21 protein-coding genes and 4 tRNA genes are annotated in these 24,671 nt (G+C 51.6%); 6 read left to right on the forward strand and 19 right to left on the reverse strand.

Translation table 11 applies throughout. The annotated features are described in order from the left end of the window. Nucleotides 1-112: 112 nt before the first annotated feature. The 5 genes from hemC (at nt 113) to aslA (ending at nt 6,531) form a co-directional block, all read left to right on the forward strand. The gene (gene hemC, locus FEK42_RS13465; protein WP_130237980.1) at nt 113-1,054 is read left to right on the forward strand and encodes a hydroxymethylbilane synthase; all 942 of its coding nucleotides are present in this window, start codon (nt 113-115) and stop codon (nt 1,052-1,054) included. Then, entirely contained in the window at nt 1,051-1,791 is a 741-nt protein-coding gene (gene hemD / locus FEK42_RS13470) for a uroporphyrinogen-III synthase (RefSeq protein ID WP_130261206.1), read from the forward strand. The genes hemC and hemD overlap by 4 nt, the downstream gene beginning before the upstream one ends. Before the next feature lie 21 nt (nt 1,792-1,812). After that, on the forward strand, nt 1,813-2,994 hold the full coding sequence (hemX, locus tag FEK42_RS13475; RefSeq protein ID WP_135493184.1) for a uroporphyrinogen-III C-methyltransferase: 1,182 nt from the start codon (nt 1,813-1,815) through the stop codon (nt 2,992-2,994). A gap of 2 nt (nt 2,995-2,996) precedes the next feature. Further along, nucleotides 2,997-4,193, forward strand: coding sequence for a protoheme IX biogenesis protein HemY (gene hemY, locus FEK42_RS13480; protein WP_130261205.1), 1,197 nt, complete (start codon nt 2,997-2,999; stop codon nt 4,191-4,193). A 682-nt stretch (nt 4,194-4,875) separates the two neighbouring features. Further along, a complete protein-coding gene (gene aslA / locus FEK42_RS13485) occupies nt 4,876-6,531 on the forward strand; it encodes an arylsulfatase AslA (RefSeq protein ID WP_135493183.1) in 1,656 nt (551 codons plus the stop codon). Nucleotides 6,532-6,698: 167 nt separating this feature from the next. Here aslA and FEK42_RS13490 read toward each other — a convergent pair whose 3' ends face one another. From FEK42_RS13490 to trxA, 19 genes are all read right to left on the reverse strand, one after another. Next, a complete protein-coding gene (locus tag FEK42_RS13490) occupies nt 6,699-7,934 on the reverse strand; it encodes an anaerobic sulfatase maturase (protein WP_138211858.1) in 1,236 nt (411 codons plus the stop codon). A 146-nt stretch (nt 7,935-8,080) separates the two neighbouring features. Then, nucleotides 8,081-8,157, reverse strand: a tRNA-Pro gene (locus FEK42_RS13495). 42 nt (nt 8,158-8,199) lie between these two features. Further along, nucleotides 8,200-8,286: transfer RNA gene (locus FEK42_RS13500), tRNA-Leu, on the reverse strand. Between the two features lie 20 nt (nt 8,287-8,306). Next, a tRNA-His gene (locus FEK42_RS13505) sits at nt 8,307-8,382 on the reverse strand. A 58-nt stretch (nt 8,383-8,440) separates the two neighbouring features. Continuing rightward, a tRNA-Arg gene (locus FEK42_RS13510) sits at nt 8,441-8,517 on the reverse strand. Nucleotides 8,518-8,619: 102 nt separating this feature from the next. Continuing rightward, nucleotides 8,620-10,005 carry an amino acid permease gene (locus FEK42_RS13515; protein WP_138211859.1) on the reverse strand — a complete coding sequence of 462 codons (1,386 nt, stop codon included), beginning with the start codon at nt 10,003-10,005 and terminating at the stop codon, nt 8,620-8,622. 190 nt (nt 10,006-10,195) lie between these two features. Continuing rightward, the gene (wecG, locus tag FEK42_RS13520; protein ID WP_135493181.1) at nt 10,196-10,936 is read right to left on the reverse strand and encodes a lipopolysaccharide N-acetylmannosaminouronosyltransferase; all 741 of its coding nucleotides are present in this window, start codon (nt 10,934-10,936) and stop codon (nt 10,196-10,198) included. Between the two features lie 2 nt (nt 10,937-10,938). Next, entirely contained in the window at nt 10,939-12,291 is a 1,353-nt protein-coding gene (wzyE, locus tag FEK42_RS13525) for an ECA oligosaccharide polymerase (protein WP_135493180.1), read from the reverse strand. After that, nucleotides 12,288-13,367, reverse strand: a complete 1,080-nt coding sequence (gene rffT, locus FEK42_RS13530) for a TDP-N-acetylfucosamine:lipid II N-acetylfucosaminyltransferase (RefSeq protein WP_135408340.1) — start codon at nt 13,365-13,367, stop codon at nt 12,288-12,290. The genes wzyE and rffT overlap by 4 nt, the downstream gene beginning before the upstream one ends. Beyond that, nucleotides 13,364-14,614, reverse strand: coding sequence for a lipid III flippase WzxE (wzxE, locus tag FEK42_RS13535; RefSeq protein WP_131162283.1), 1,251 nt, complete (start codon nt 14,612-14,614; stop codon nt 13,364-13,366). Before wzxE ends, rffT begins: the two co-directional genes overlap by 4 nt. Before the next feature lies 1 nt (nt 14,615). After that, a complete protein-coding gene (gene rffA / locus FEK42_RS13540) occupies nt 14,616-15,746 on the reverse strand; it encodes a dTDP-4-amino-4,6-dideoxygalactose transaminase (protein ID WP_130209398.1) in 1,131 nt (376 codons plus the stop codon). A 4-nt stretch (nt 15,747-15,750) separates the two neighbouring features. Next, nucleotides 15,751-16,425 (reverse strand): dTDP-4-amino-4,6-dideoxy-D-galactose acyltransferase, encoded by a 675-nt coding sequence (rffC, locus tag FEK42_RS13545; RefSeq protein WP_131162284.1) that lies wholly within the window; start codon nt 16,423-16,425, stop codon nt 15,751-15,753. A 40-nt stretch (nt 16,426-16,465) separates the two neighbouring features. Next, complete coding sequence (gene wecC / locus FEK42_RS13550) at nt 16,466-17,728, reverse strand: UDP-N-acetyl-D-mannosamine dehydrogenase (RefSeq protein ID WP_138211860.1); 1,263 nt, start codon at nt 17,726-17,728, stop codon at nt 16,466-16,468. After that, nucleotides 17,725-18,855 carry a UDP-N-acetylglucosamine 2-epimerase (non-hydrolyzing) gene (wecB, locus tag FEK42_RS13555; protein ID WP_064530529.1) on the reverse strand — a complete coding sequence of 377 codons (1,131 nt, stop codon included), beginning with the start codon at nt 18,853-18,855 and terminating at the stop codon, nt 17,725-17,727. Before wecB ends, wecC begins: the two co-directional genes overlap by 4 nt. Nucleotides 18,856-18,910: 55 nt before the next feature. Next, nucleotides 18,911-19,957: an ECA polysaccharide chain length modulation protein gene (gene wzzE, locus FEK42_RS13560; protein ID WP_130209390.1), complete on the reverse strand. Its 1,047-nt coding sequence runs from the start codon at nt 19,955-19,957 to the stop codon at nt 18,911-18,913. 11 nt (nt 19,958-19,968) lie between these two features. Then, nucleotides 19,969-21,072, reverse strand: coding sequence for a UDP-N-acetylglucosamine--undecaprenyl-phosphate N-acetylglucosaminephosphotransferase (wecA, locus tag FEK42_RS13565; RefSeq protein ID WP_130209388.1), 1,104 nt, complete (start codon nt 21,070-21,072; stop codon nt 19,969-19,971). A gap of 238 nt (nt 21,073-21,310) precedes the next feature. Further along, nucleotides 21,311-22,570: a transcription termination factor Rho gene (gene rho / locus FEK42_RS13570; RefSeq protein ID WP_001054527.1), complete on the reverse strand. Its 1,260-nt coding sequence runs from the start codon at nt 22,568-22,570 to the stop codon at nt 21,311-21,313. 87 nt (nt 22,571-22,657) lie between these two features. After that, nucleotides 22,658-22,756 carry a rho operon leader peptide RhoL gene (gene rhoL, locus FEK42_RS13575; RefSeq protein WP_032145636.1) on the reverse strand — a complete coding sequence of 33 codons (99 nt, stop codon included), beginning with the start codon at nt 22,754-22,756 and terminating at the stop codon, nt 22,658-22,660. A 139-nt stretch (nt 22,757-22,895) separates the two neighbouring features. Next, the gene (trxA, locus tag FEK42_RS13580) at nt 22,896-23,225 is read right to left on the reverse strand and encodes a thioredoxin TrxA (RefSeq protein WP_064530526.1); all 330 of its coding nucleotides are present in this window, start codon (nt 23,223-23,225) and stop codon (nt 22,896-22,898) included. A gap of 130 nt (nt 23,226-23,355) precedes the next feature. On the opposite strand from trxA, the gene rhlB reads away from it, so the two are divergent. Beyond that, on the forward strand, nt 23,356-24,621 hold the full coding sequence (rhlB, locus tag FEK42_RS13585) for an ATP-dependent RNA helicase RhlB (RefSeq protein WP_130209386.1): 1,266 nt from the start codon (nt 23,356-23,358) through the stop codon (nt 24,619-24,621). The last annotated feature ends 50 nt before the right edge of the window (nt 24,622-24,671 follow it).

The following is a 24,671-nucleotide window of genomic DNA, read 5'->3' on the forward strand; positions in this document are numbered from 1 at the left end:
CTGTCAGGATTCAATTTACGTTTTGCATTAACGTCAACGTTTCACCACAACACTGACATCGCTCCAGCAAGGATGTTAGGATGGACCACGGATGATAATGACGGTAACAAGCATGTTAGACAATGTTTTAAGAATTGCCACACGCCAAAGCCCACTTGCACTCTGGCAGGCACACTATGTCAAAGACAAGTTGATGGCGAGCCATCCGGGATTAGTCGTTGAACTAGTACCGATGGTGACGCGCGGCGATGTAATTCTTGATACGCCGCTGGCGAAAGTAGGCGGAAAAGGCTTATTTGTTAAAGAGCTGGAAGTCGCGCTTCTGGAAAACCGCGCCGATATCGCCGTACATTCGATGAAAGATGTGCCGGTTGAATTCCCGCAAGGTCTGGGGCTGGTCACCATTTGCGAACGCGAGGATCCGCGTGATGCCTTTGTGTCCAATAATTATGACAGTCTGGATGCGTTACCGGCTGGCAGTATCGTCGGGACTTCCAGCTTACGTCGCCAGTGCCAACTGGCGGAACGCCGCCCGGACCTGATTATCCGCTCTCTGCGTGGGAACGTTGGAACACGCCTTAGCAAGCTGGATAACGGCGAATACGATGCCATTATTCTTGCCGTGGCTGGATTAAAACGTCTAGGGCTGGAGTCCCGCATTCGCGCTGCGCTGCCCCCTGAAATTTCTCTTCCGGCAGTCGGACAAGGTGCCGTAGGTATTGAATGCCGCCTTGATGATACGCGTACCCGCGAGCTTCTTGCCGCGCTTAATCACCATGAAACCGCGCTACGCGTCACCGCTGAACGTGCGATGAATACCCGTCTGGAAGGGGGTTGTCAGGTGCCGATTGGCAGCTATGCCGAACTTGTCGACGGCAAAATCTGGTTGCGTGCGCTGGTCGGTGCGCCGGACGGTTCGCAGATTATTCGTGGTGAACGCCGCGGTGCGCCGCAGGATGCCGAGCAAATGGGGATTTCACTGGCGGAAGAGCTACTGAATAACGGCGCACGGGAGATTCTCGCTGAAGTCTACAACGGAGACGCGCCAGCATGAGTATCCTGGTCACCCGCCCATCTCCAGCTGGAGAAGAGTTAGTGAGCCGTCTGCGCACACTGGGGCAGGTGGCCTGGCATTTTCCGCTGATAGAGTTTTCCCCGGGTCGGCAATTACCACAACTTGCCGACCAGCTATCAGCACTTGGTAAAGGCGATCTATTGTTTGCCCTTTCGCAACACGCCGTTGCTTTTGCCCAATCACAACTGCATCAGCAAGCTCTTAAATGGCCATTACTTGCTGGTTATTTCGCCATCGGCCGCACCACTGCGCTGGCGCTGCATACCGTGAGCGGACACCAGGTTCGTTATCCGCAGGATCGGGAAATCAGTGAAGTCTTGCTACAATTACCGGAATTACAAAGTATTGCGGGCAAACGTGCGCTGATATTACGTGGCAACGGCGGTCGTGAGCTGATTGGAGAAACTCTGACGGCACGCGGTGCTGAAGTCACTTTTTGTGAATGTTATCAACGGTGCGCTATTCATTATGACGGTGCAGAAGAGGCGATGCGTTGGCAATCCCGCGAGGTGACGACCGTCGTTGTTACCAGCGGTGAAATGTTGCATCAACTCTGGTCATTGATCCCACAATGGTATCGTGAGCACTGGTTACTACGCTGTCGGCTTTTGGTCGTCAGTGAGCGTTTGGCGAAACTCGCTCGGGAACTGGGCTGGAATGACATTAAGGTCGCCGATAACGCTGACAACGATGCGCTTTTACGGGCATTACAATAACTCTCATAACAGGAAGCCATAATGACGGAACAAGAAAAAACCTCCGCCGTGGTTGAAGATACCAGGGAGGCCGTGGACACCACGCCACAACCTGTCGTTGCAGAAAAGAAGAGTAAGAATAGTACCGCTCTGATTCTCAGTGCGGTGGCTATCGCCATTGCTCTGGCAGCAGGCGTCGGTTTGTATGGCTGGGGTAAACAACAGGCCGTCAGTCAGACTGCCACCAGCGATGCTCTGGCGAGCCAACTCACGGCACTGCAAAAAGCCCAGGAAAGCCAAAAAGCGGAGCTGGAAGGCATTATTAAGCAACAGGCTGTACAGTTAGAGCAGGCGAATCGACAGCAAGAAACGCTGGCAAAACAGCTGGATGAAGTCCAACAAAAGGTCGCTACCATCTCTGGTAGCGATGCCAAAACCTGGCTTCTGGCACAGGCGGACTTTCTGGTAAAACTTGCCGGACGTAAACTCTGGAGCGATCAGGACGTCACCACCGCAGCAGCGTTACTGAAAAGCGCTGATGCCAGTCTGGCAGATATGAATGACCCCAGCCTTATTGCTGTTCGTCGGGCAATTACCAATGATATTGCCAGCCTTTCTGCGGTAACGCAGGTGGATTATGACGGCATTATCCTCAAGTTGAATCAGCTCTCTAATCAAGTGGATAACCTGCGTCTGGCCGACAATGATAGCGACGGTTCGCCAATGGATTCCGATGGTGAAGAGCTTTCCAGCTCCATCAGCGAATGGCGCGTCAATCTGCAAAAAAGCTGGCAGAGTTTTATGGACAACTTCATTACGATTCGCCGTCGTGATGATACTGCCGTACCGCTGTTAGCGCCGAATCAGGATATCTATCTGCGCGAAAATATTCGTTCCCGTCTGCTGGTCGCCGCACAAGCAGTGCCGCGTCATCAGGAAGAGACGTACCGCCAGGCGCTGGAGAACGTCTCCACCTGGGTTCGTGCTTATTACGATACTGAAGATGCCACCACCAAAGCGTTTCTCGACGAGGTGGACCAGTTAAGCCAGCAAAATATCTCGATGGATCTCCCGGAAACACTGCAAAGCCAGTCGATGCTGGAAAAACTGATGCAGACTCGCGTGCGTAACCTGCTGGCGCAACCGGCAGCAGGGGCAACGGAAGCTAAACCTGCACCTGCACCGCAAGCTGATACTCCGGCAGCCGCGCCGCAAGGAGAATAACCATGCTAAAAGTGTTATTGCTCTTTGTGTTGCTGATTGCGGGGATCGTGGTCGGCCCGATGATTGCCGGTCATCAGGGTTACGTACTGATCCAGACCGACAACTACAATATCGAAACCAGCGTGACTGGTCTGGCGATCATTTTGATTCTGGCGATGGTCGTGCTGTTTGCCATTGAGTGGCTACTGCGGCGGATCTTCCGCACCGGCGCGCACACCCGGGGTTGGTTTGTCGGACGTAAGCGTCGCCGCGCACGTAAGCAGACTGAACAAGCGCTGCTAAAACTAGCGGAAGGCGATTATCAGCAAGTTGAAAAGCTGATGTCAAAAAATGCCGATCACGCTGAACAGCCGGTGGTGAACTACCTGCTGGCTGCCGAAGCCGCACAGCAACGCGGGGATGAAGCGCGCGCCAATCAGCATCTGGAACGCGCAGCGGAACTTGCGGGCAACGACACTATTCCGGTGGAAATCGCCCGCGTTCGCCTGCAACTGGCGCGTAATGAAAATCATGCGGCACGCCACGGCGTGGATAAGTTACTCGAAGTCACACCACGCCATCCGGAAGTGCTGCGTCTGGCGGAACAAGCGTATATCCGTACCGGCGCGTGGAGTTCACTGCTGGACATCATCCCGTCAATGGCGAAAGCCCACGTTGGTGATGAAGAACATCGCGCAATGCTGGAACAACAGGCATGGATTGGTCTGATGAATCAGGCACGGGCCGATGACGGCAGCGAAGGTTTACGTAACTGGTGGAAAAACCAAAGCCGGAAAACGCGTCATCAGGTGGCTTTGCAGGTGGCAATGGCGGAACATCTTATTGAATGTGACGATCATGATACTGCCCAGCAAATTATCATCGACGGCCTGAAACGCCAGTATGATGATCGCCTACTGCTGCCGATCCCACGTTTGAAAACTAATAACCCAGAACAGCTGGAAAAAGTACTGCGCCAACAGATCAAAAACGTGGGCGATCGCCCGCTGTTGTGGAGCACACTGGGTCAGTCGCTGATGAAACACGGTGAATGGCAGGAAGCATCGCTCGCCTTCCGCGCGGCGCTGAAACAACGCCCGGACGCCTACGATTACGCATGGCTTGCCGACGCGCTGGACAGACTGCACAAACCAGAAGAAGCCGCATCGATGCGCCGCGACGGCTTGATGTTGACGTTGCAGAACAACCCACCGCAATAGTTCTTTCTAACCCGGAGGCAAGCACCTCCGGGGCCTTTCTGATACATAAAAAAACGCCTGCTCTTATTACGGAGCAGGCGTTAAAACAGGTCTGTATGACAACAAGTGGGTGCTTCACTCAACGTTGTGTCCATGGTGTCTGATGAGGCATAAGCGACATCTGTCAGTGGACGATAAGCACCGTAAACGGCTCTGCGTCATTCCTAAGTTTATGAGGCACTAAGGCGAACATAAGAGATGAAATGAGCATCTACCCAATTATTATGCCATACAGGCCCGGGAAATAACATCCTTTAATACTTGTTATGAGAAAATTCTGCAATCCAGGTTTCTTTCATTCGCAATAATTACCTGAGCAAATATTATCCAGCACCTTACTCTCTTTAATTATAAATACTGTGAATTGTTAAAAATATTCAATAACCAATATATATATTAATTACACTCCTAATCAAAAACAGCATCAATAATCAACACTATGCAATAAACCTGCCTTACATATCCCCCGCACCAGGGGTAGGATTGAAAACGCTCTCCTGATCTTTCGATTCATTCTCATGGCAAATAAATAATATATTTTCATCATAATTATTTATATACCCATTTTATCAGGGAGAGGGATCTCAATTATCAATGCTTAATTACGTCATCCATTTAATGACATGAAACCGGAGCATTTTGCATGGAAATTTCGTTTTCACCCAAACTACTGGTGATCGCAATCGCCGCCGCTATTCCTTTGCTGGCCAGTGCTGCAGATACCCCGTCAACCGCTACCACGCGCGAAGGCTATGCCGGGTATGATCACCCTAACCAGTACCTGGTTAAACCGGCGACCACCATTGCCGATAATATGATGCCTGTGATGCAGCATCCGGCACAGGATAAAGAAACCCAGCAGAAGCTGGCGGAATTAGAGAAAAAGACCGGTAAGAAACCGAACGTGGTTGTTTTCTTACTGGATGACGTGGGCTGGATGGATGTCGGCTTTAATGGCGGTGGCGTGGCGGTAGGTAACCCAACGCCAGATATTGACGCCGTTGCCAGCCAGGGATTGATTTTAACCTCTGCATATTCTCAACCAAGTTCTTCCCCTACCCGCGCCACCATTCTCACCGGACAATACTCCATCCACCACGGCATTCTGATGCCGCCGATGTACGGGCAACCGGGCGGTCTGCAAGGGTTAACCACCCTGCCGCAATTGCTGCACGACCAGGGTTACGTCACCCAGGCTATCGGGAAATGGCATATGGGGGAAAACAAAGAGTCGCAGCCGCAGAACGTCGGATTTGATGATTTCCGTGGCTTCAACTCCGTGTCCGATATGTATACCGAATGGCGCGATGTTCACGTCAACCCGGAAGTCGCCCTGAGTCCGGACCGTTCTGAATACATCAAGCAATTACCATTTAGCAAAGATGATATTCATGCTGTACGCGGCGGCGAACAGGAGGCCATTGCTGACATCACGCCGAAATATATGGAAGACCTGGATCAACGCTGGATGGAATATGGCGTTAAGTTCCTCGACAAGATGGCGAAGAGTGATAAACCTTTCTTCCTCTATTACGGCACTCGCGGCTGTCACTTCGATAACTACCCGAACGCCAAATATGCGGGTAGCTCTCCGGCACGCACCTCGTATGGTGACTGCATGGTAGAGATGAACGATGTGTTCGCTAATCTCTACAAAACGCTGGAGAAAAACGGTCAGCTGGATAACACGCTTATTGTCTTCACCTCCGATAACGGTCCGGAAGCCGAAGTGCCTCCGCACGGTCGCACACCGTTCCGTGGAGCGAAAGGATCTACCTGGGAAGGCGGCGTTCGCGTTCCGACTTTCGTGTACTGGAAAGGCATGATCCAACCGCGTAAATCTGACGGTATTGTTGATCTGGCAGATCTCTTCCCAACAGCACTGGATCTGGCGGGGCATCCTGGGGCGAAAGTTGCGAATTTAGTGCCGAAAACCACCTTTATCGATGGTGTAGACCAGACATCTTTCTTCCTGGGAACAAACGGCCAGTCTAACCGTAAGGCCGAGCACTACTTCCTCAACGGCAAACTCTCTGCTGTGCGTATGGATGAGTTCAAGTATCACGTCCTGATTCAGCAGCCTTACGCTTATACCCAGAGCGGGTATCAGGGTGGGTTCACCGGCACGGTAATGCAAACAGCCGGATCGTCGGTGTTTAACCTCTACACCGATCCACAGGAAAGCGATTCTATCGGCGTGCGCCATATCCCGATGGGAGTACCACTGCAAACCGAAATGCACGCGTATATGGAGATCCTGAAGAAATATCCTCCACGCGCGCAGATTAAATCTGACTAATCCGGCGCTATCGCAGTGATCTGCCTTTGCCGGATGCGATGTTGACGCATCTTATCCAGCCTACAGAACGCTGCAATTTATTGAATTTGCACGATCATGTAGGCCGGATAAGGCGTTTTCGCCGCATCCGGCAATCAACCGCAGGCGGCCACAAAATGGCCGCTTTTTTACTTATTCACCACCATCAAATGCGCCTGCATAATGTCGCTGGCCGGGCGACCGTGCGCCAGCAAATCAGCCATTGCTTTAAGATACGGCGGTAGATGGCGGAAATAACGCTGATAGCCGGTACACAAATAATTCAGCCCCGGTTTTCCGCTGGTATCGAGCATGAAGCGGTGTTTCGGGCAGCCTCCCCAGCACGCTTTTAACACGTTGCAACTGCGACACTGCGCCGGTAACTGCTTAAATTTATCTTCACCAAAAGCCTGCTGCTGCAGAGAATCGACCATTTCTGCGAGGGTCTGCTGATGCATGTTTCCCAGTCGATATTGCGGATAAACAAAGTGATCGCAGGCATAAACGTCGCCATTGTGCTCAACAATCACCGAGCGTCCACAGGTTGGCTGATGATGGCAAACCGCACCAGGCGCACCAACAAAATTGGCAAACGCCCATTCGATATTCATCACGAAAATCTTGCCGACGTCGCGTTTGATCCACTGGTCGAATATCGCCACCAGAAACTCACCAAATTCATCGGGGCGCACCGACCATTCCGTCAGGTCGCCCTGAATATCGCCGGGCGCATGTAGTTTCAGTCCATCGCGGGCAGCTGTTTCATCAGCCAGGCGCTCGACCACCGGAATAAACTGGATGAATTCGACTCCCGCATCGCACAAAAAATCATAAACCTGCAACGGTTGCTGCGCGCTGGTGCGGTTGACGCAGACCAGCACGTTATAGTCGACATGATGCTTTTGCAGCAGCATCAGGGCACGCATCACCAGCTTATGCGTTGGTCTGCCACCTTTGGTCACGCGATATTGATTGTGGATCTCAGCCGGACCATCCAGAGATAACCCAACAAGAAAATGATTTTCTGCCAGAAATGCACACCATTCGTCATCGAGCAGCACGCCGTTAGTCTGGAAGCTGTTACTTACCTTCCTGCTAGTACCGTATTTCGCCTGTAACTTTACGGCACGGCGGTAAAACTCCAGCCCCATCAGCGTTGGCTCACCGCCCTGCCAGGTAAAAGCGACTTCGTTTTGTGGTTCGCTGGCGGCGATATAGTGACGGACATACGCTTCCAGCGTGTCTTCGTCCATATGCGTGACTGGCTTTTCACGGTAAAGGGATTGTTTTTCGAGATAAAAACAGTAGTCACAGTTCAGATTACAATCGGAACCGCTCGGTTTCGCCATCACGTGAAACGCACGCGTTGGAACCTGTTGCAGCATGGTCGCTCCTTGCCTGAAGTCATCCTTCAATATGTTAAGGGCGAAATCATACCGTGTGGCAATGAGTTACTACGGGCGTTTATTGCGAAGGGAGAGTGATGAAATGCACAGAAAACAAAAAACCCCGCCGAAGCGGGGTTCAAAATTGGTCGGCGAGAGAGGATTCGAACCTCCGACCCACTGGTCCCAAACCAGTTGCGCTACCAAGCTGCGCTACTCGCCGAAATACTGCTTTTTGAATTTTTAGTTCAATTCTTTAAAGTCGTGGTGCGAGGGGGGGGACTTGAACCCCCACGTCCGTAAGAACACTAACACCTGAAGCTAGCGCGTCTACCAATTCCGCCACCTTCGCATTGTCACAACTTCTAATAATGGGGTGGCTAATGGGATTCGAACCCACGACAACTGGAATCACAATCCAGGGCTCTACCAACTGAGCTATAGCCACCACTACAAATCTTGTTACGCGGTATTACTACCACCGCAGCTCAAGCGCCGGGACTAAATGGCGCGCCCGACAGGATTCGAACCTGAGACCTCTGCCTCCGGAGGGCAGCGCTCTATCCAGCTGAGCTACGGGCGCTTAGCGCCGTTGCGGGGGTGGATAATACGGACTTCCCACCCCTCTGTCTAGTCCCTTTTTAAATAAAATGCGCGTTTGGTTACGGTTTGTGCGCTTTGCTGCTTATTTCTCCAGTTCATGCGCTTTACCGTGGCGATTAAGGCCAAAAACTTTATAAATCGCCGTCACCGCCAGCATGAAGATGATGCCGACAAACAGCGACATACGGGTATCTTCATTAAAGTACATACCGATCAAAACGCAAATCAGGAATGCCATTGTTACGTAGTTAGCCCACGGGAACAGGATTGAGTGGAACGGATGGCTGGCAATCGCCGCTTTGTGTGCACGACGAAAACGCAGCTGGCTTATCAAAATCACAAACCACGGCACCATCCCCGGAAGCACGCTGGCGCTGTAGACGTAGACAAACACGCGCTGTGGGTTAGGGATGATATAGTTCAGGCATGAGCCAATTAGCAGGATAGCAATAGATACCGCCACTCCTGCAACCGGCACACCGTGACGGGAAACTTTCGCCATCGCCGCCGGTAACTGACGGTTTTTCGCCAGCGCGTAGAGCATACGTCCGCAACTGTACATGCCACTGTTACAGCCAGAGAGCGCAGCCGTCAGCACCACAAAGTTGATAATGCCCGCCGCTGCGGTAATGCCGATTTTGGCGAAAGTCAGTACAAACGGGCTGCCGTTGCTGCCTATTTCATTCCATGGGAAGATGGAGACGATAACGAAAATCGCGCCTACGTAGAAAATCAGGATTCGCCACAACACCTTGCCTACGGCACTGCGCAGCGTCACCTGCGGATTCTTCGCTTCACCGGCAGTAATGCCAATCAGCTCCACGCCCTGGTAGGACGCCACCACAATACACAATGCGGTCAGGAACCCTTTCCAGCCACCCGCAAAGAAACCGCCATGCTCTGTGAGATTGCTAAAACCAATCGACTGCCCGCCATTGCCAAAGCCAAAGAAAATCACGCCCAGGCCAATGACAATCATCACAATAATCGTGGTGACTTTGATCATCGCGAACCAGAACTCGATTTCACCGTACAACCGTACCGCTGCCAGATTCGCCAGTGCCACCAGCGCCACCGCGATCAATGCGGGTATCCACTGCGCCATCTCCGGGAACCAGAACTGGACATAAACGCCAATGGCGGTGATTTCTGAGATCCCCACCGCCATCCACATAAACCAGTAAGACCAGGCGGTGAGATAACCAAAGAACGGGCTCATATAACGATGCGCGTAAACGGCGAACGAACCGGTCACCGGCTCGAGAAACAACATTTCGCCCATTGAGCGCATAATGAAAAAGACGAACAGCCCGGCGATGATATAGGCCAACAATACGGATGGCCCGGCCCATTTCAGGGTACTGGCGGCCCCCATAAACAGACCAACGCCAATGGTGCCCCCCAGGGCGATGAGTTCGATATGTCGAGCTTCCAGCCCACGCTGTAGCTCTGGTTTGTTATCTGCCATAAATCCTCGTGTTGTGTTTGCATGCTTTCCGGTGTTACCGGTTATCGTTATGGGTACATCGAGTGTTGCGAATGTTTTCGTAATTCAGAAGAAATGGCAAATAAAGCATTAAAAATTTGAATGCTTTGTGTAATAAAAAGACAGGCAGGCGACGAAGTGACCACTCCGTCGCTTTACAGAGAGAGGAAAATCAGAGATCGCCGGTGTAATGCCAGCGTAAATAACGCAGCAAACGAAGCTGGCGCTTAATGCGACTCGGCTGCGAAAGCAGTCTATAAAGCCACTCCAGTCCCAGTTTTTGCCAGATTTTCGGCGCGCGTTTTACGTGACCGGTAAAGACATCGTACGTTCCACCAACGCCCATATACAGCGCATTAGGGTGCACCAGGCGGCAGTCGCGCATGAAGATCTCCTGCTTTGGTGACCCCATTGCGACAGTGACAATTTGCGCACCACTGGCGTGAATACGCTCAAACAGCGCCTGACGCTGCTCGGGTTTAAAATAACCATCCTGGCTGCCAACGATATTCACATTCCACTGGTCGCGCAGTTTAGCTTCGGTCTGCGCCAGCACATCAGGTTTACCGCCCACAAGAAATACCGGCGTCCCTTCCTTGCCTGCGCGCGCCATTACTTCTTCCCAGAGATCGGCACCGGCAACGCGGGAAACCTGTGCCTGCGGGTACTTTTTACGCACCGACCGCACAACGCTAATGCCATCGGCATATTTAAATTCGGCAGCATTAATTAACTCCCTGACCTCGGCATTATCTTCAATGGTCAGCATTTTTTCGGCATTAATGGCAACCAGCGTTCCCTGCTTAAGCTGCCCGTCAGCGAACAGATAATCGAGGGCATGCTGCATATCACGCCAACCGATCAACTGTAAGCCACGCAGCGTATAGGTCGGTGCCGTGGTGTTGTTATTCATTGTTATCCTTCAACCTGCGTCCGGAGCGATGATTTTATTCGTTTATGAATGAGTCCGGCGCTATCAAAAAGCCAGTACAGCAGTTTTGCAATCATCAGGCTTGCGCCGAAGACCACGATAAAAAAGACGACACGCGAGACAAACGAATCCAACCCTTCGCGCGCCAGCACGATCATATTGAAGATCGCCCCGAAGCAGAAACTGTGGAGAATCGCAGCCTTATAGCGATTAGTTTCGCGGTTGCCCAGCTCATACAACCAGTCGAACCACTTGATGATCAGACCAACCACAATCGCCCCGAGCGGGATGAACAACGCGCCGCCCATAACAACCAGTGAGCCTATAAGCGTAGGCGAGATCGCCAGCCCGGAGTGGTTATTCAGCACTTCCCAGGTAAAGTAGTTGGCGGAGTTCAGCACCATACTCGGGCGACCCGGCCACAGCCAGGAAGGGATAAAGACATAGAAATCGCGAATAATTGGAGCCAGGCCCTGGAAGTCGATGTTGTCGTAGTTCTGCAACAGCAGCGCCAGATTCTCCCACGGCGAGAAGGTATCGCGGGTGAGATAGAGAAACGTATAGAACGCCTCATCGCCGCTCACGTTCATTCCGTAGCGTTTTAGCGCCAGCCAGAACATACCGACAATCCCCAGCACGCCCGCAGCCGCCAGCATCCACAGTGAAATCCAGCCGCGAATAATGCCGATAAACAGGAAGATAGCGAACGCGATAATGATATTGGCGCGAGTGCCGCCGACAATCATGTAAGTCAGCAAACCAAAGGCGACCGTGCTGACGAGGAAAAACAGCCACGCTTTACTGTCCTGGCGCAGAAAGTAGACCACTAACATTGCCGGGATGAAAAAGTAAAAGAAACGCTTTAACGCCACGCCTGAGACTTCGCTGGAGAAGATCTGGCTGTAGGAGTTAAGCCGGAACAGCAAAAAACCGTTATGCATGAAAAAGATGCCAACGCTCACCAGCGCGATACCCATCAGAATCACCCACGTGAGATTGGTTTCCACGCGGTTCATGGTAAACACAGGACGGCGCGGTGCATCAGCAACGCGTTTGCGTAAACGTGTTTTGTAAGTGACGTAGTAAACTGCGTAAAATCCCCCCGCAGAAAGTAACGCCTGCAACAAGATATCTGGCGGCACCACGGCAACATCAAAGCGAAACACCAACAAGCTGGTCAGCGGGAAGCCGAAGAAAAAGGTCAGCAAAAACAGCAATGAAAAGAAGACATTGAAGTTAAAGCGCACGCGGCGAAACTCAAACCATGTCAGCGTGGCGATAAACAGCGTGCAGAGCAGCCAGACAACAAACAGGCCGCTGAATTGCAGCAGGCTCATGCGACCTCCCCGGAGGCAATAGCCAACGCCCGCTGCCAGCCTTGCAGATAGTTCGGGCTAAAGAAGGCAATGGTGTTTTTATCCACCGACGCCAGCTGGCGCTGCGCTTCATGCACAATATCTTCGTTGAGATCGTCAGTGGTAAACAGCACCGGCAAATGCTGTTCTGTCATATCCTGCCAGAACGGATTTTCCCGGTTAAGCACACAAGGAATGCCCGCCTGAATCAGTAAGCACAGCGTACCAATGCCCTGCTGGCGGGCAAAAATAAAGTAGCCGAGATCGCACTGGCGAAGTAGCGCCAGATAGGCGTCAAATTCCAGTTTTTCGCTCAGAACTTGCAGATTTTCTTCGCTGAATAACTCGAGCCCCGCCTGACGAACTTCGTCGATATACGCTTCGTTATTAGGCGGATAGCCCATCGGTACAACCACTTTTACCGTATCACCAAACTGCTGATGAACAGCGCGCAAGGCGGCGATATGCTCATTGCTGCGATCGCCGGAGTTCCCTACCAAAATGGTCATTTTCCCTTCACGTTGCCGATCGTTCGCCATTGTATTGAGAGAAGGGTCCATCCGGGTTGGGAAGTAAATCAGTTCGCCCCGCACCTTTGGATGCGTTTTGGCAAAAAAGCTCAAGTCTCCCCGAGTGGCAAACACACAGCCCACTCGCTTTTGTGCCAGTCGGCGCAGAGGATAAAAGAGTTTATATTTCAATCCACTGGAAACTTCATAGAGATCTGCCCCCCAGATATGCCAGTAAAACTGGCTGGGCTTGATTCCGCCACTAAGCAGCGCCAGCCACAGCTTGGGATTGAACTGGCCGTGGAAGAAAAACCGTTGCTGGCGGTTAGCTTTCGCTTTAGCGATAACGGCTTCTGCCAGTGATTTTTTCCCAGGGAAAAATTGCACAGAAAGCGCCGGACAACTATCACTTAAGCCGTCGTCCTTGCCAGCAACCATAAACTCGCGCGCGTGCTCGCTCGTCGCGGCCAGCGCGTCATTGAAAAACCGCAGAACGGTTTGGTTATGGTGAGGGATATCCGATCCCAGTACGTGAATCAGTACAGTCATGCCCGCCTACGCCAGAGTAAAAACACGCCACAACAAAGAGAGAAATAGACGATATAGGTTGCCATGTAGGCCTGCGCCGCGCCCAGGGCGCCATGCACGGGGATCAACCAGTGGGCAAATACCATCAATAAAGTGAACTGGCTGACTTCCGCCAGAATATAAAAACGCAGCGACGCTTTGGCGATCACTAAATAACCAAAGACATAAGCGCCCACTTTCAACACATCGCCGACCAACTGCCAGGCAAAGAGATCCCGCATGGCGGTAAATTTATTCGACAACAGTAGCCAGATGGCAAAATCACGCAGTAGCCAGACGGTGAAACTCGCTGCCGCCACGGCCGGTAAAACAAATTTCAGCGACTTCACCACTTCCCGAGTGATATCGCGTTTTTCCGTTAGCCGCGACAACGTGGGCAGTAAATATACACTGAACGATGCGGTAATAAATTGCAGGTAGGCGTCGGAAATACTGCTCACCCCTTGCCAGATCCCCACTTCATCCCAGCTATACTGCGCCGCCAGCAGTTTACGCATCATGATGTACGCAACGGGCAAGGTCACCGACGTAATCAACGCCATGAGTGTAAATTTGCTCAACTGCCCTGCCAGACCGTTATCCCAGCTGGGTTTTAGATAGCTTAACGGGATAGCGCCACGCTTAATTAACATGACGGCGGCAGGCATTACCACCAGCGCGGGAATCAACGCCAGACCAAGCAACGCGCCTTCATAACCGCCAAAACGGTAACTGACATAATAAGCGATAACGCCAATCAGGCTGCCGACAATCAGCGATAACGCATTACCCGCGGCATCGCGAAAGCCTTTCATCAACGCCAGCAACAGGTTGCCCCAAGCGATCCCCATTTGCACTAGCGCCACTAAACGCACCAGCCCTTGATAGTCGTTATTACCAAATAATCCCTGGCTGATTGGCGCAGCTGCCAGCACAAAGACCAGCGCCATCAGCGTGGAGAAGCCAAGCACCATCGCAGATGAAGTGCCGACCACACGGCGCAGCTGCTGCGGATTATCGTGGTACTGGGCAACGTATTTGGTTACGCCATTAAAGATGCCCGCCCCGGCAAGCACACCGAGCACGGTTATCAACTGGCGGAAATTTGCCGCCAACCCTAGTCCTGCCGGACCAAATGACACCGCCAATAATTTACCAACCAGTAACCCAGCGCCAATCTTGACCAGCGTACTGGCCGCCGTCCACAAGGATGCTTTTGCCAGCGACATATCAGGAGAAGTAGTTCAACAAGGTCGCAATCACCGTGCGCTGATTGACGGGCGACAAGTTGTAGAACAACGGCAGGCGCAGCAGGCGCTCGCTCTCTTTGGTGGTGTAGCGATCTTCACCGTGAAACTCACCAAAGCGTTCACCCGCAGGGCAACCGTGCAGCGGAATGTAATGGAACACCGCCATGATTTCCGCTTCCTTCAGGAAGCTAATCAACGCGCTCCGGTCATCAATATCCCGCAGCTTGATGTAGAACATATGCGCGTTCTGCACGCAGTCATCCGGAATCGACGGCAACTCGATACGCCCGGCTTTCGCCAGAGGTGCTAACGCATCGTAGTAGTTTTGCCACAGCGCCAGACGTTGCTGGTTGATACGTTCAGCGGCTTCCAGTTGCGCCCAAAGGTACGCAGCTTGCAGATCGGACATCAAATAGCTGGAGCCAATATCGCGCCAGGTATATTTATCGACCTGACCACGGAAGAACTGGCTGCGGTTAGTCCCTTTTTCACGGATGATCTCGGCACGTTCAATCAACGCCTTATCATTAATCAGCGTCGCCCCGCCTTCACCGCCCGCCGTGTAGTTTTTGGTTTCATGGAAGCTAAAGCAGCCAATATGGCCAATGGTTCCCAGCGCTCGCCCTTTGTAAGTGGACATCACGCCCTGAGCGGCATCTTCCACCACAAACAGATTATGCTTTTTCGCCAACGCCATAATGGTGTCCATTTCGCAGGCCACGCCCGCGTAATGCACCGGCACAATAACGCGCGTTTTGTCGGTGATCGCCGCTTCAATCAGCGTTTCGTCGATGTTCATGGTGTCCGGGCGAACATCAACAAAAACAATTTTTGCTCCACGCAGCACAAAGGCGTTGGCGGTGGAGACAAAGGTGTAGCTCGGCATGATCACTTCATCGCCCGGTTGGATATCCAGAAGCAGCGCCGCCATCTCCAGAGAAGCGGTGCAGGATGGCGTCAGCAGTACTTTGGCGCTGCCAAAACGTTGCTCCAGCCACTGCTGGCAGCGACGGGTAAAACCGCCATCGCCGCACAGTTTGCCGCTACCCATTGCCGACTGCATATAGTCGAGTTCGGTGCCCACCACCGGCGGTGCGTTAAATGGAATCATGTGATCACCTGTATAACCAGTACGCGGTGCTTTCTACATTCGCACCACTTTGTATGTATCGTTTAAGCGCGGCGGTGTTGCCCATCTGGGTCGCCACCCGCAATGTTGTTTTACCGCGAGCATACGCCCAGTTTAGCGCCGTTTGCATCAGTTCAGCACCTGCACCGCGTCCTGCCAGTAAACCAATGCGCGCGTCAGTGGCATTCAACTCTCGTAGAGAAACATAGCCGCGAATCTCGCCGGACGCCGCGCGTAAAACCAGGCATTGATGATCAAAGGTGCCGCGCACGGCATTTTCAATCCACTGCGCGTAAAAGCGACCACTGGCATCGGGTGCATACCACGGCATACGAAAACGGCTTTGGGCGAATGCTTCGCGGGCTAACTGGCGTAGTACTGGAATATCTGCTTCTTGAGCCACTTCCGCACGGCTTTCACTGACGTTGATCACGGGGAGCGCAAAATCCACTTCTCCTTCGACCAGCGAGAATCCCAGCTGTTGCAGGACATCTAGTTCTTCGGTATTGGATGCGGCAATTTTGGCCTGTACTCGTGACCACGGCGCCAAAACGCCTGGCGTCAGGAGCGGTGCGTCAGGACTAATGCGCACGATGGCGCTGTTAACGCCAAAAAAGGCGTTTTCCCAGGTTAGTGGTTCAATACTGGCGCGGACGGGCATTCTCTATCTCCCTCAACACAGTCGTTTACTGTAATCAGTATCAGCGCCAGACTCCTTTGGTATCCACCACATACTGCTGCTGAACATCATCGCCGCTAATGGCTTTAAACTGGCTGTGATCTACCAACATCACCAGCACATCTGCCGTCGCCAGCGCCTCGTCAAGCTGCGCCAGCGTGCAAAGCCCGGTCAGTTTTTTCGGCAACTGGTGAATATTAGGTTCAACAACCAGCGTTTCGCCGCTGTGCCACTGGGCGATCAGTTCAGCGATTTCCATCGCCGGGCTTTCGCGCAGGTCATCAATATTCGGTTTAAACGCCAGACCAAAACAGGCAATTTTCAGTTCACTGGCGCGTTTCTCACTGGCAGCCAAACAATCAGCGACCGCCGCTTTCACCTGATCAATCACCCAGAAAGGTTTGTGATCGTTCACTTCACGCGCGGTACGGATAAGCCGCGCCTGCTGCGGGTTCTGCGCCACGATAAACCACGGGTCGACGGCAATGCAGTGACCGCCCACACCCGGACCAGGCTGGAGAATATTGACTCGTGGATGGCGATTCGCCAAACGAATCAGTTCCCAGACGTTAATTCCTTGCTCGGCACAAATCAGCGACAGTTCGTTAGCAAAAGCAATATTCACGTCGCGGAAGCTGTTTTCTGTGAGCTTACACATTTCCGCCGTCCGCGAGTTAGTGACGACACACTCACCTTCGAGGAAAATTTTGTACAGTTCGCTGGCGCGCGCCGAGCAAACTGGCGTCATGCCGCCAATGACGCGATCGTTTTTAATCAGCTCGACCATCACCTGGCCCGGCAACACGCGTTCCGGGCAATAAGCAATATTGACGTCCGCCTGCTCACCCACCTGCTGCGGGAAAGTCAGGTCCGGACGCATCTCTGCTAACCATTCTGCCATCTTCTCGGTTGAACCCACCGGCGAGGTGGATTCAAGGATCACCAACGCGCCTTTTTTCAGCACTGGCGCAATGGAGCGGGCAGCCGATTCGACGTAGGCCATATCCGGCTCATGATCGCCTTTAAATGGCGTTGGGACAGCAATCAGCCAGGCATCAGCCTCAACCGGCGTCGTGCTCGCTCGTAAAAAACCACCTTCTACGGCAGTTTTTACCACGCTCGCTAAATCAGGTTCGACGATATGGATTTCGCCACGATTGATGGTATCAACCGCTTGTTGGTTGATATCAACACCAATCACCTGTTTTTGCCGTGAGGCAAACGCAGCCGCCGTTGGCAGCCCGATATAACCCAGTCCGATAACAGAAATGGTCGCAAAACTCATAGTGATATCCGATTATTTTTTAACGCTTCCAAAATGCGAGAGCATGCCTGACCATCACCATACGGGTTATGGGCTCGGCTCATAGTTTGATATTCATCTTCGTCTTCTAAAAGACGCGTCACTTCCTCGACGATCCGTTGCTTATCCGTCCCCACCAGACGTACCGTACCTGCGGTCACCGCTTCTGGGCGTTCGGTGGTATCGCGCATCACCAGCACCGGTTTACCCAGAGAAGGTGCTTCTTCCTGAATGCCGCCAGAGTCAGTCAAAATCAACCAGGCATGGTTCATCAACCAGACAAACGGTAAATACTCCTGGGGATCAATCAAAATGACATTTTTCACATGCCCCAGAATGCGATTGACCGGCTCTCTGACATTCGGGTTAAGGTGTACCGGATAAACAATCTGGATGTCCTGATGAGTGGTAGCAATTTCAGCCAGCGCATGGCAAATTTCTTCAAAACCACGACCAAAGCTCTCACGCCTATGACCGGTCACCAGAATCATCTTTTTATCGGGGTCGATAAACGGGTAATTTGCCGCCAGTTCTGAACGCAGCGTATCGCTGCTCATTACCTGGTCGCGCACCCACAGCAGCGCATCAATTACTGTATTACCGGTAATAAATATTCGGCTGTCAGCGACGTTTTCACGCAGCAAATTTTGCCGGGAAGTTTCAGTTGGTGAGAAATGGTACATCGCCAGATGCCCGGTCAATGTACGGTTAGCCTCTTCCGGCCACGGCGAATAGAGATCGCCCGTGCGCAGTCCGGCCTCAACGTGACCAACAGGAATTCGCTGATAAAACGCTGCCAGGCTGGTTGCCAGTGTGGTGGTAGTATCACCGTGAACCAGCACAACGTCTGGTTTGAACTCGGCAAGAATAGGTTTTAGTCCTTCCAGAATCCGACAGGTTATCTCTGTCAGGCCCTGTCCTGGCTGCATTATGTTGAGATCGTAGTCAGGTACAATGGAAAAGAGTTTCAGCACCTGATCGAGCATCTCCCGATGCTGCGCAGTGACGCAAACTTTAGCCTCAAAAAAAGGATCTTTTGCCAACGCATGCACCAACGGCGCCATCTTGATGGCTTCCGGGCGCGTACCAAATACAGTCAGTACTTTCACATCGATTCTCTTCGAATAAGCGGCGAGCGCCTTTGCGCTCACCACAGCTGTGTTGCTATTTCGAGCAACGGCGGGTTAATGCGACACCAGCCCCGATCAGCCCCCCGACAATGCCCCACATAATCATCAGGAAGGCACGACGTGGGCTATCGCGTTTTACCGGTTCTTCCGGTGTACGCAAATAGCGATAGGTCTGAAAACGCGGATCCAGGGTTGGACCAACATTAAGGGTGTTTAACATGGCCCGATTCTGATCATAGTCGAGATCAAAGGCTGGGCCGACAGCCTGTAAATTTTCCAGTCGCGCCTGGAGCATCGGACGCCCCAACAGGAACATTTCTGAATCAGGTAATTCCTCGGCTGGCACGTCTGTCGCACTGCGAGAAATATTGTGTTGCTCGGCGATTTTAAGTGCCTGTTCAATACTGTTCATCCGGCGGTCGTAGATGGACTTAGCCACTTCTTCCTGACGCTTCACCTGAGCTTTCATCTGAATAGTGCGCGCCGCCCATGCGCCTTTCAGCTCATCATTCAGATGACTGGCTGCACGCTGGCTGGCAAAAGCAACATATTGACGAAGCAGGTTATTAGCATCGGGGGCGGTTTCGGCAACCAGTTTAACGCTGTCATTGACCGAGCGGGCGAAATCACCAGGAATAAACAGGATGTTGTTGATCATTTCATCCAGCAGAGCCGCATCGGCTTTACTGTTACCGACCATCCGCTGTTTGTAATAGTCAGTCTGCAACCAGAAATCGCGGCGGGTATCCCACGATGCCAGTTGCATAACAAACTCTTTATAGGCTTCATCCATAACCGATGGTTGGTCGGCAGGGGCCATATTTGAACGAACATCCAGGTTACGCAAAAATTGCTGCTGCGAGTAGTAGCCGCCCAGCATATTCACGGTTGGACGATCGGTAATCGCCGTCGCACTCCACTCCTGACGCGCAAAAAAAGTATACGCTAACGCGATTAAGGCAAACGCCAGCCCCATGCCAATAATCCACAGCTTCCCAGCCCACAAGGTACGAAACAACCCACGAATATCCAGTTCATTTTCAGCGTCTTCGGCCGGTTTCCCAGGCATTGGTTGTGTCATCACATCCTCATTTATTTGGTTAAATTGGGGCTGCCACCACGATTTCTACGCAGTCTGCGTTTTACGCGCTTAATAAAGCGAGCAACTTTCCAGGCACGCTTAATGCAATATCCATAGAGGAAGAATGCTAGCAAAAAGAGCACCAGCATGACCCATTCCGGGACAAAATGAGAATATTCTGCCAGTACGCCAATAGAAGCGAGTAGCGCTGCAGCAAGGGTAATCAGCACAAATGCCTGGCGGGAAGTAAACCCGGCACGCATGATCAAATGGTGAATATGCTGACGGTCAGGTGAGAATGGACTCATGCCTTTACGCAAACGACGATACATAATCGCCACCATGTCCATCAGCGGGATAGCAATGATCCATAAGGCGGTAACCGGGCTGATTGGATGTGTGGCACCCTGGGTAGTTTCCAACAGGATCCAGATAACAGTAAAACCAATCAGCGTACTCCCCGCATCGCCCATAAAGACTTTGTAGCGACGCCCCAGAATACCAAGGTTGAGCATGATATAAGGCAGGATGGCGGCGATCATGGCAAAGCACCAGATAGCGAGGCTGGTTTGCCCGTCGAACCACAAAATCATACCGATTGCCGCAAACGAGACACAGGATAACCCGCCCAGCAAGCCATCAATACCATCGACCATGTTGAAGGCATTAATCGCCGCCCAGACAGCAAACAGCGTCAGGAAGTAACCAAACGGTCCAAGCACCATCTCCCAGGAGCCAAAGATATAACCCAAACTACTGAGATAAAGTTTGCCGAACACCATCATAACAATGCCAACAGCTGCCTGTATGGTGGCACGGATTTTTACGCTGATATCAAAACGATCATCCAGCGCGCCAATGAACACAAGCACACCGGCACAAACGAGATAGAGAGCTGCATGTGGAATATAGTAATCGACAATTCCGAATGTGAAGCAAATCCCTGCATAAACCGAAATACCCCCAACGAGCGGTATCAATCCCTGGTGACGTTTGCGGAAGTTAGGTTTATCCACTAAACCGACTTTTTTTGCCACCTTGCGGGCAAAAAACAGAAACAGTGTCGTGAATAAAAAAATACTGATGAGATCAGTACTCACTGTCAGTAAATTCACAATGCATGCTCTCAGAGAAAATTATTAGCTGAAGTATACCCACGAAGACCTTTATTCAGAAGGGAAACTACTTTCTGAATCTCTCAGAAATGAGCAAAAATCAACCAATTGATATGTAAACCGCATAAAACACCCGCAAAAACCAGGAATTTTCACACCATCACAGGTATACCGCTAAGATTACAGATATAAAAGCAAAACGCCACGTAAACACGTGGCGTTTTGCTGTAACACTAACTTATGAGCGTTTCATCATCTCGAAGAAATCATCATTGGTCTTGGTCATCGCAAGTTTATTAATGAGGAATTCCATTGCGTCGATTTCGCCCATCGGGTGAATGATTTTGCGCAGGATCCACATTTTCTGCAGCTCTTCCTGAGTGGTAAGCAACTCTTCTTTACGAGTACCAGAACGGTTGTAGTCGATTGCCGGGAAGACGCGTTTTTCAGCGATTTTACGAGAGAGGTGCAGTTCCATGTTACCTGTACCTTTAAACTCTTCGTAGATAACTTCGTCCATTTTGGAGCCGGTATCGATTAGCGCCGTTGCAATGATGGTCAGGCTGCCGCCCTCTTCCACATTACGTGCTGCGCCGAAGAAGCGTTTCGGACGATGCAGGGCGTTGGCGTCCACACCACCGGTCAACACTTTACCGGATGCCGGTACGACGGTGTTGTAGGCACGAGCCAGACGAGTGATGGAGTCGAGCAGAATAATAACGTCTTTCTTATGCTCAACCAGGCGTTTTGCCTTCTCGATCACCATTTCCGCAACCTGAACGTGGCGAGATGCTGGTTCATCGAAGGTAGAAGCAACAACTTCACCTTTAACCAGACGCTGCATCTCGGTCACTTCTTCCGGACGTTCGTCAATCAGCAGAACCATCAGTACGCAGTCTGGATGGTTGTAAGCGATGCTCTGAGCAATGTTCTGCAGCAGCATGGTTTTACCCGCTTTTGGCGGTGCCACAATCAGACCACGTTGCCCACGACCGATAGGCGATGCCAGATCCAGTACGCGTGCGGTTAAATCTTCGGTAGAACCGTTACCACGCTCCATACGCAGACGAGAGTTTGCGTGCAGCGGCGTTAAGTTCTCAAAGAGGATTTTGTTACGGGCGTTTTCTGGTTTGTCGAAGTTAACTTCGTTAACCTTCAGCAGCGCAAAATAGCGTTCACCTTCTTTCGGCGGGCGAATCTTACCAGAGATGGTATCACCAGTGCGGAGGTTGAAACGGCGGATTTGGCTAGGAGAAACGTAGATGTCATCAGGGCCGGCGAGGTAGGAGCTGTCTGCGGAACGGAGGAAACCAAATCCATCCTGCAATATCTCCAGTACGCCATCACCAAAGATATCTTCGCCACTCTTTGCGTGCTGCTTCAGGATGGCAAAAATAATGTCCTGCTTACGCATACGAGCCAGGTTTTCCAGCCCCATATTTTCGCCGAGAGTGATCAGCTCAGAAACCGGCGTATTCTTTAATTCGGTAAGATTCATAGTGGTGTGAGTTCTTAAACTTGGGGTAAATCTCGAACTTAATGTTGTGAATGGTATGGCAGGATCATCCATGCCTGTTTACGGTCATCAACTCATGTCTTTTCGCTGTCTGGTCACAGGAGAGTACGCAGAACTGAAACGACAAGACGGATTGAGTGACGAGCCAGAAATCTGTTCACTTCGCATTTAAGAAAAACAGGAAGCGTTGGATATTACAAGATTCAAACTTAATAAGGTATGTTTAATACGAAGTCAACATTAAGTTAGCATGACTCACGCCGGGCGTCCAGTTTTTAGCGACGGGGCACCCGAACATGAAATTCCCTTACGCCAGGTTAGCGTCGAGGAACTCTTTCAACTGACCTTTAGACAGTGCGCCCACTTTGGTTGCGGCCAATTCGCCGTTTTTGAACAGCAGCAGAGTCGGGATACCACGGATGCCATATTTCGGCGCAGTGCCAGGGTTTTGATCGATGTTCAGTTTTGCAACGGTCAGTTTGCCCTGATATTCGTCAGCGATTTCATCCAGAATCGGGGCGATCATTTTGCACGGACCGCACCACTCTGCCCAGAAATCAACGAGGATCGCCCCGTCCGCTTTGAGTACATCCGTGTCAAAACTGTCGTCAGTCAGGTGAATAATTTTATCGCTCATATATAACTCCACAGGAATAAGCCTGGCGTGTTGGTTTCGTTGTTGGTGTAACATTAACCAACTAAAGGTTGACTTTATTTCACCGGATACGCTTTCGTAAAGCAATAGTAAGCTGATATTCTACCACACTATGAGCAAAACACATTTAACAGAACAGAAGTTTTCCGACTTCGCCCTGCATCCGAAAGTTGTAGAAGCCCTTGAAAAAAAAGGGTTTCATAACTGTACGCCCATTCAGGCACTGGCCCTTCCGCTAACGCTGGTGGGTCGTGACGTAGCCGGGCAGGCGCAAACCGGTACCGGAAAAACGATGGCGTTTCTTACGTCAACGTTTCATTATCTTCTCTCTCATCCTGCGATTGCCGATCGCAAGGTGAATCAACCGCGTGCCTTAATTATGGCACCGACGCGTGAACTTGCCGTGCAGATCCACGCCGATGCGGAGCCACTGGCGCAAGCTACTGGCCTGAAATTGGGTCTGGCTTACGGTGGCGACGGCTACGACAAACAGCTGAAAGTGCTGGAAAGCGGCGTTGACATTTTGATTGGCACTACGGGTCGTTTGATCGACTACGCCAAACAGAACCACATCAACCTCGGCGCCATTCAGGTAGTGGTGCTGGACGAAGCCGATCGTATGTACGATCTGGGCTTTATTAAAGATATCCGCTGGCTGTTCCGCCGTATGCCGCCTGCAAACCAGCGTCTCAACATGCTGTTCTCCGCCACGCTTTCGTACCGGGTACGTGAACTGGCGTTCGAGCAGATGAACAATGCCGAATATATTGAAGTGGAACCGGAACAGAAAACGGGCCACCGCATTAAAGAAGAACTTTTCTACCCTTCTAACGAAGAAAAGATGCGTTTATTGCAAACGCTGATCGAAGAAGAGTGGCCAGACAGAGCGATTATTTTCGCCAACACCAAACATCGTTGTGAAGAGATCTGGGGTCACCTGGCGGCAGATGGTCATCGTGTTGGCCTGTTAACGGGTGATGTAGCGCAGAAAAAACGTCTGCGTATTCTTGATGAATTTACCCGTGGTGATTTGGATATTCTGGTTGCCACCGATGTTGCCGCGCGTGGCCTGCATATCCCGGCTGTGACGCACGTCTTTAACTACGATTTACCCGATGACTGTGAAGATTACGTTCACCGTATTGGTCGTACAGGTCGCGCTGGCGCAAGTGGTCATTCCATCAGCCTGGCATGTGAAGAGTATGCATTGAATTTGCCTGCTATTGAGACCTATATTGGTCACTCAATTCCGGTAAGCAAATACAATCCGGACGCATTGATGACCGATCTGCCAAAACCGCTGCGCCTCACGCGCCCGCGTACAGGCAATGGTCCGCGTCGTACTGGCGCTCCGCGTAATCGTCGTCGTTCAGGTTAAATAAAAAATGTCATACTCAAAATCATTCAAACTGTATCAAGATGGCAAGA

The sequence above is a fragment of the Escherichia sp. E2748 genome (assembly GCF_005781125.1).
Classification (GTDB): Bacteria; Pseudomonadota; Gammaproteobacteria; order Enterobacterales; family Enterobacteriaceae; genus Escherichia.

Coding starts and splice junctions, on each gene's coding strand:
- rffA (WP_130209398.1), bottom strand. CDS start 15,746: ATGATTCCATTTAACGCACCGCCGGTGGTGGGCACCGAACTCGACTAT.
- FEK42_RS13490 (WP_138211858.1), bottom strand. CDS start 7,934: ATGCTGCAACAGGTTCCAACGCGTGCGTTTCACGTGATGGCGAAACCG.
- FEK42_RS13515 (WP_138211859.1), bottom strand. CDS start 10,005: ATGGCAGATAACAAACCAGAGCTACAGCGTGGGCTGGAAGCTCGACAT.
- wecC (WP_138211860.1), bottom strand. CDS start 17,728: ATGAGTTTTGCGACCATTTCTGTTATCGGACTGGGTTATATCGGGCTG.
- wzxE (WP_131162283.1), bottom strand. CDS start 14,614: ATGTCGCTGGCAAAAGCATCCTTGTGGACGGCGGCCAGTACGCTGGTC.
- wzzE (WP_130209390.1), bottom strand. CDS start 19,957: ATGACACAACCAATGCCTGGGAAACCGGCCGAAGACGCTGAAAATGAA.
- rhoL (WP_032145636.1), bottom strand. CDS start 22,756: ATGCGAAGTGAACAGATTTCTGGCTCGTCACTCAATCCGTCTTGTCGT.
- hemC (WP_130237980.1), top strand. CDS start 113: ATGTTAGACAATGTTTTAAGAATTGCCACACGCCAAAGCCCACTTGCA.
- rhlB (WP_130209386.1), top strand. CDS start 23,356: ATGAGCAAAACACATTTAACAGAACAGAAGTTTTCCGACTTCGCCCTG.
- rho (WP_001054527.1), bottom strand. CDS start 22,570: ATGAATCTTACCGAATTAAAGAATACGCCGGTTTCTGAGCTGATCACT.
- aslA (WP_135493183.1), top strand. CDS start 4,876: ATGGAAATTTCGTTTTCACCCAAACTACTGGTGATCGCAATCGCCGCC.
- wecG (WP_135493181.1), bottom strand. CDS start 10,936: ATGAATAACAACACCACGGCACCGACCTATACGCTGCGTGGCTTACAG.
- hemY (WP_130261205.1), top strand. CDS start 2,997: ATGCTAAAAGTGTTATTGCTCTTTGTGTTGCTGATTGCGGGGATCGTG.
- wzyE (WP_135493180.1), bottom strand. CDS start 12,291: ATGAGCCTGCTGCAATTCAGCGGCCTGTTTGTTGTCTGGCTGCTCTGC.
- rffC (WP_131162284.1), bottom strand. CDS start 16,425: ATGCCCGTCCGCGCCAGTATTGAACCACTAACCTGGGAAAACGCCTTT.
- hemX (WP_135493184.1), top strand. CDS start 1,813: ATGACGGAACAAGAAAAAACCTCCGCCGTGGTTGAAGATACCAGGGAG.
- rffT (WP_135408340.1), bottom strand. CDS start 13,367: ATGACTGTACTGATTCACGTACTGGGATCGGATATCCCTCACCATAAC.
- trxA (WP_064530526.1), bottom strand. CDS start 23,225: ATGAGCGATAAAATTATTCACCTGACTGACGACAGTTTTGACACGGAT.
- hemD (WP_130261206.1), top strand. CDS start 1,051: ATGAGTATCCTGGTCACCCGCCCATCTCCAGCTGGAGAAGAGTTAGTG.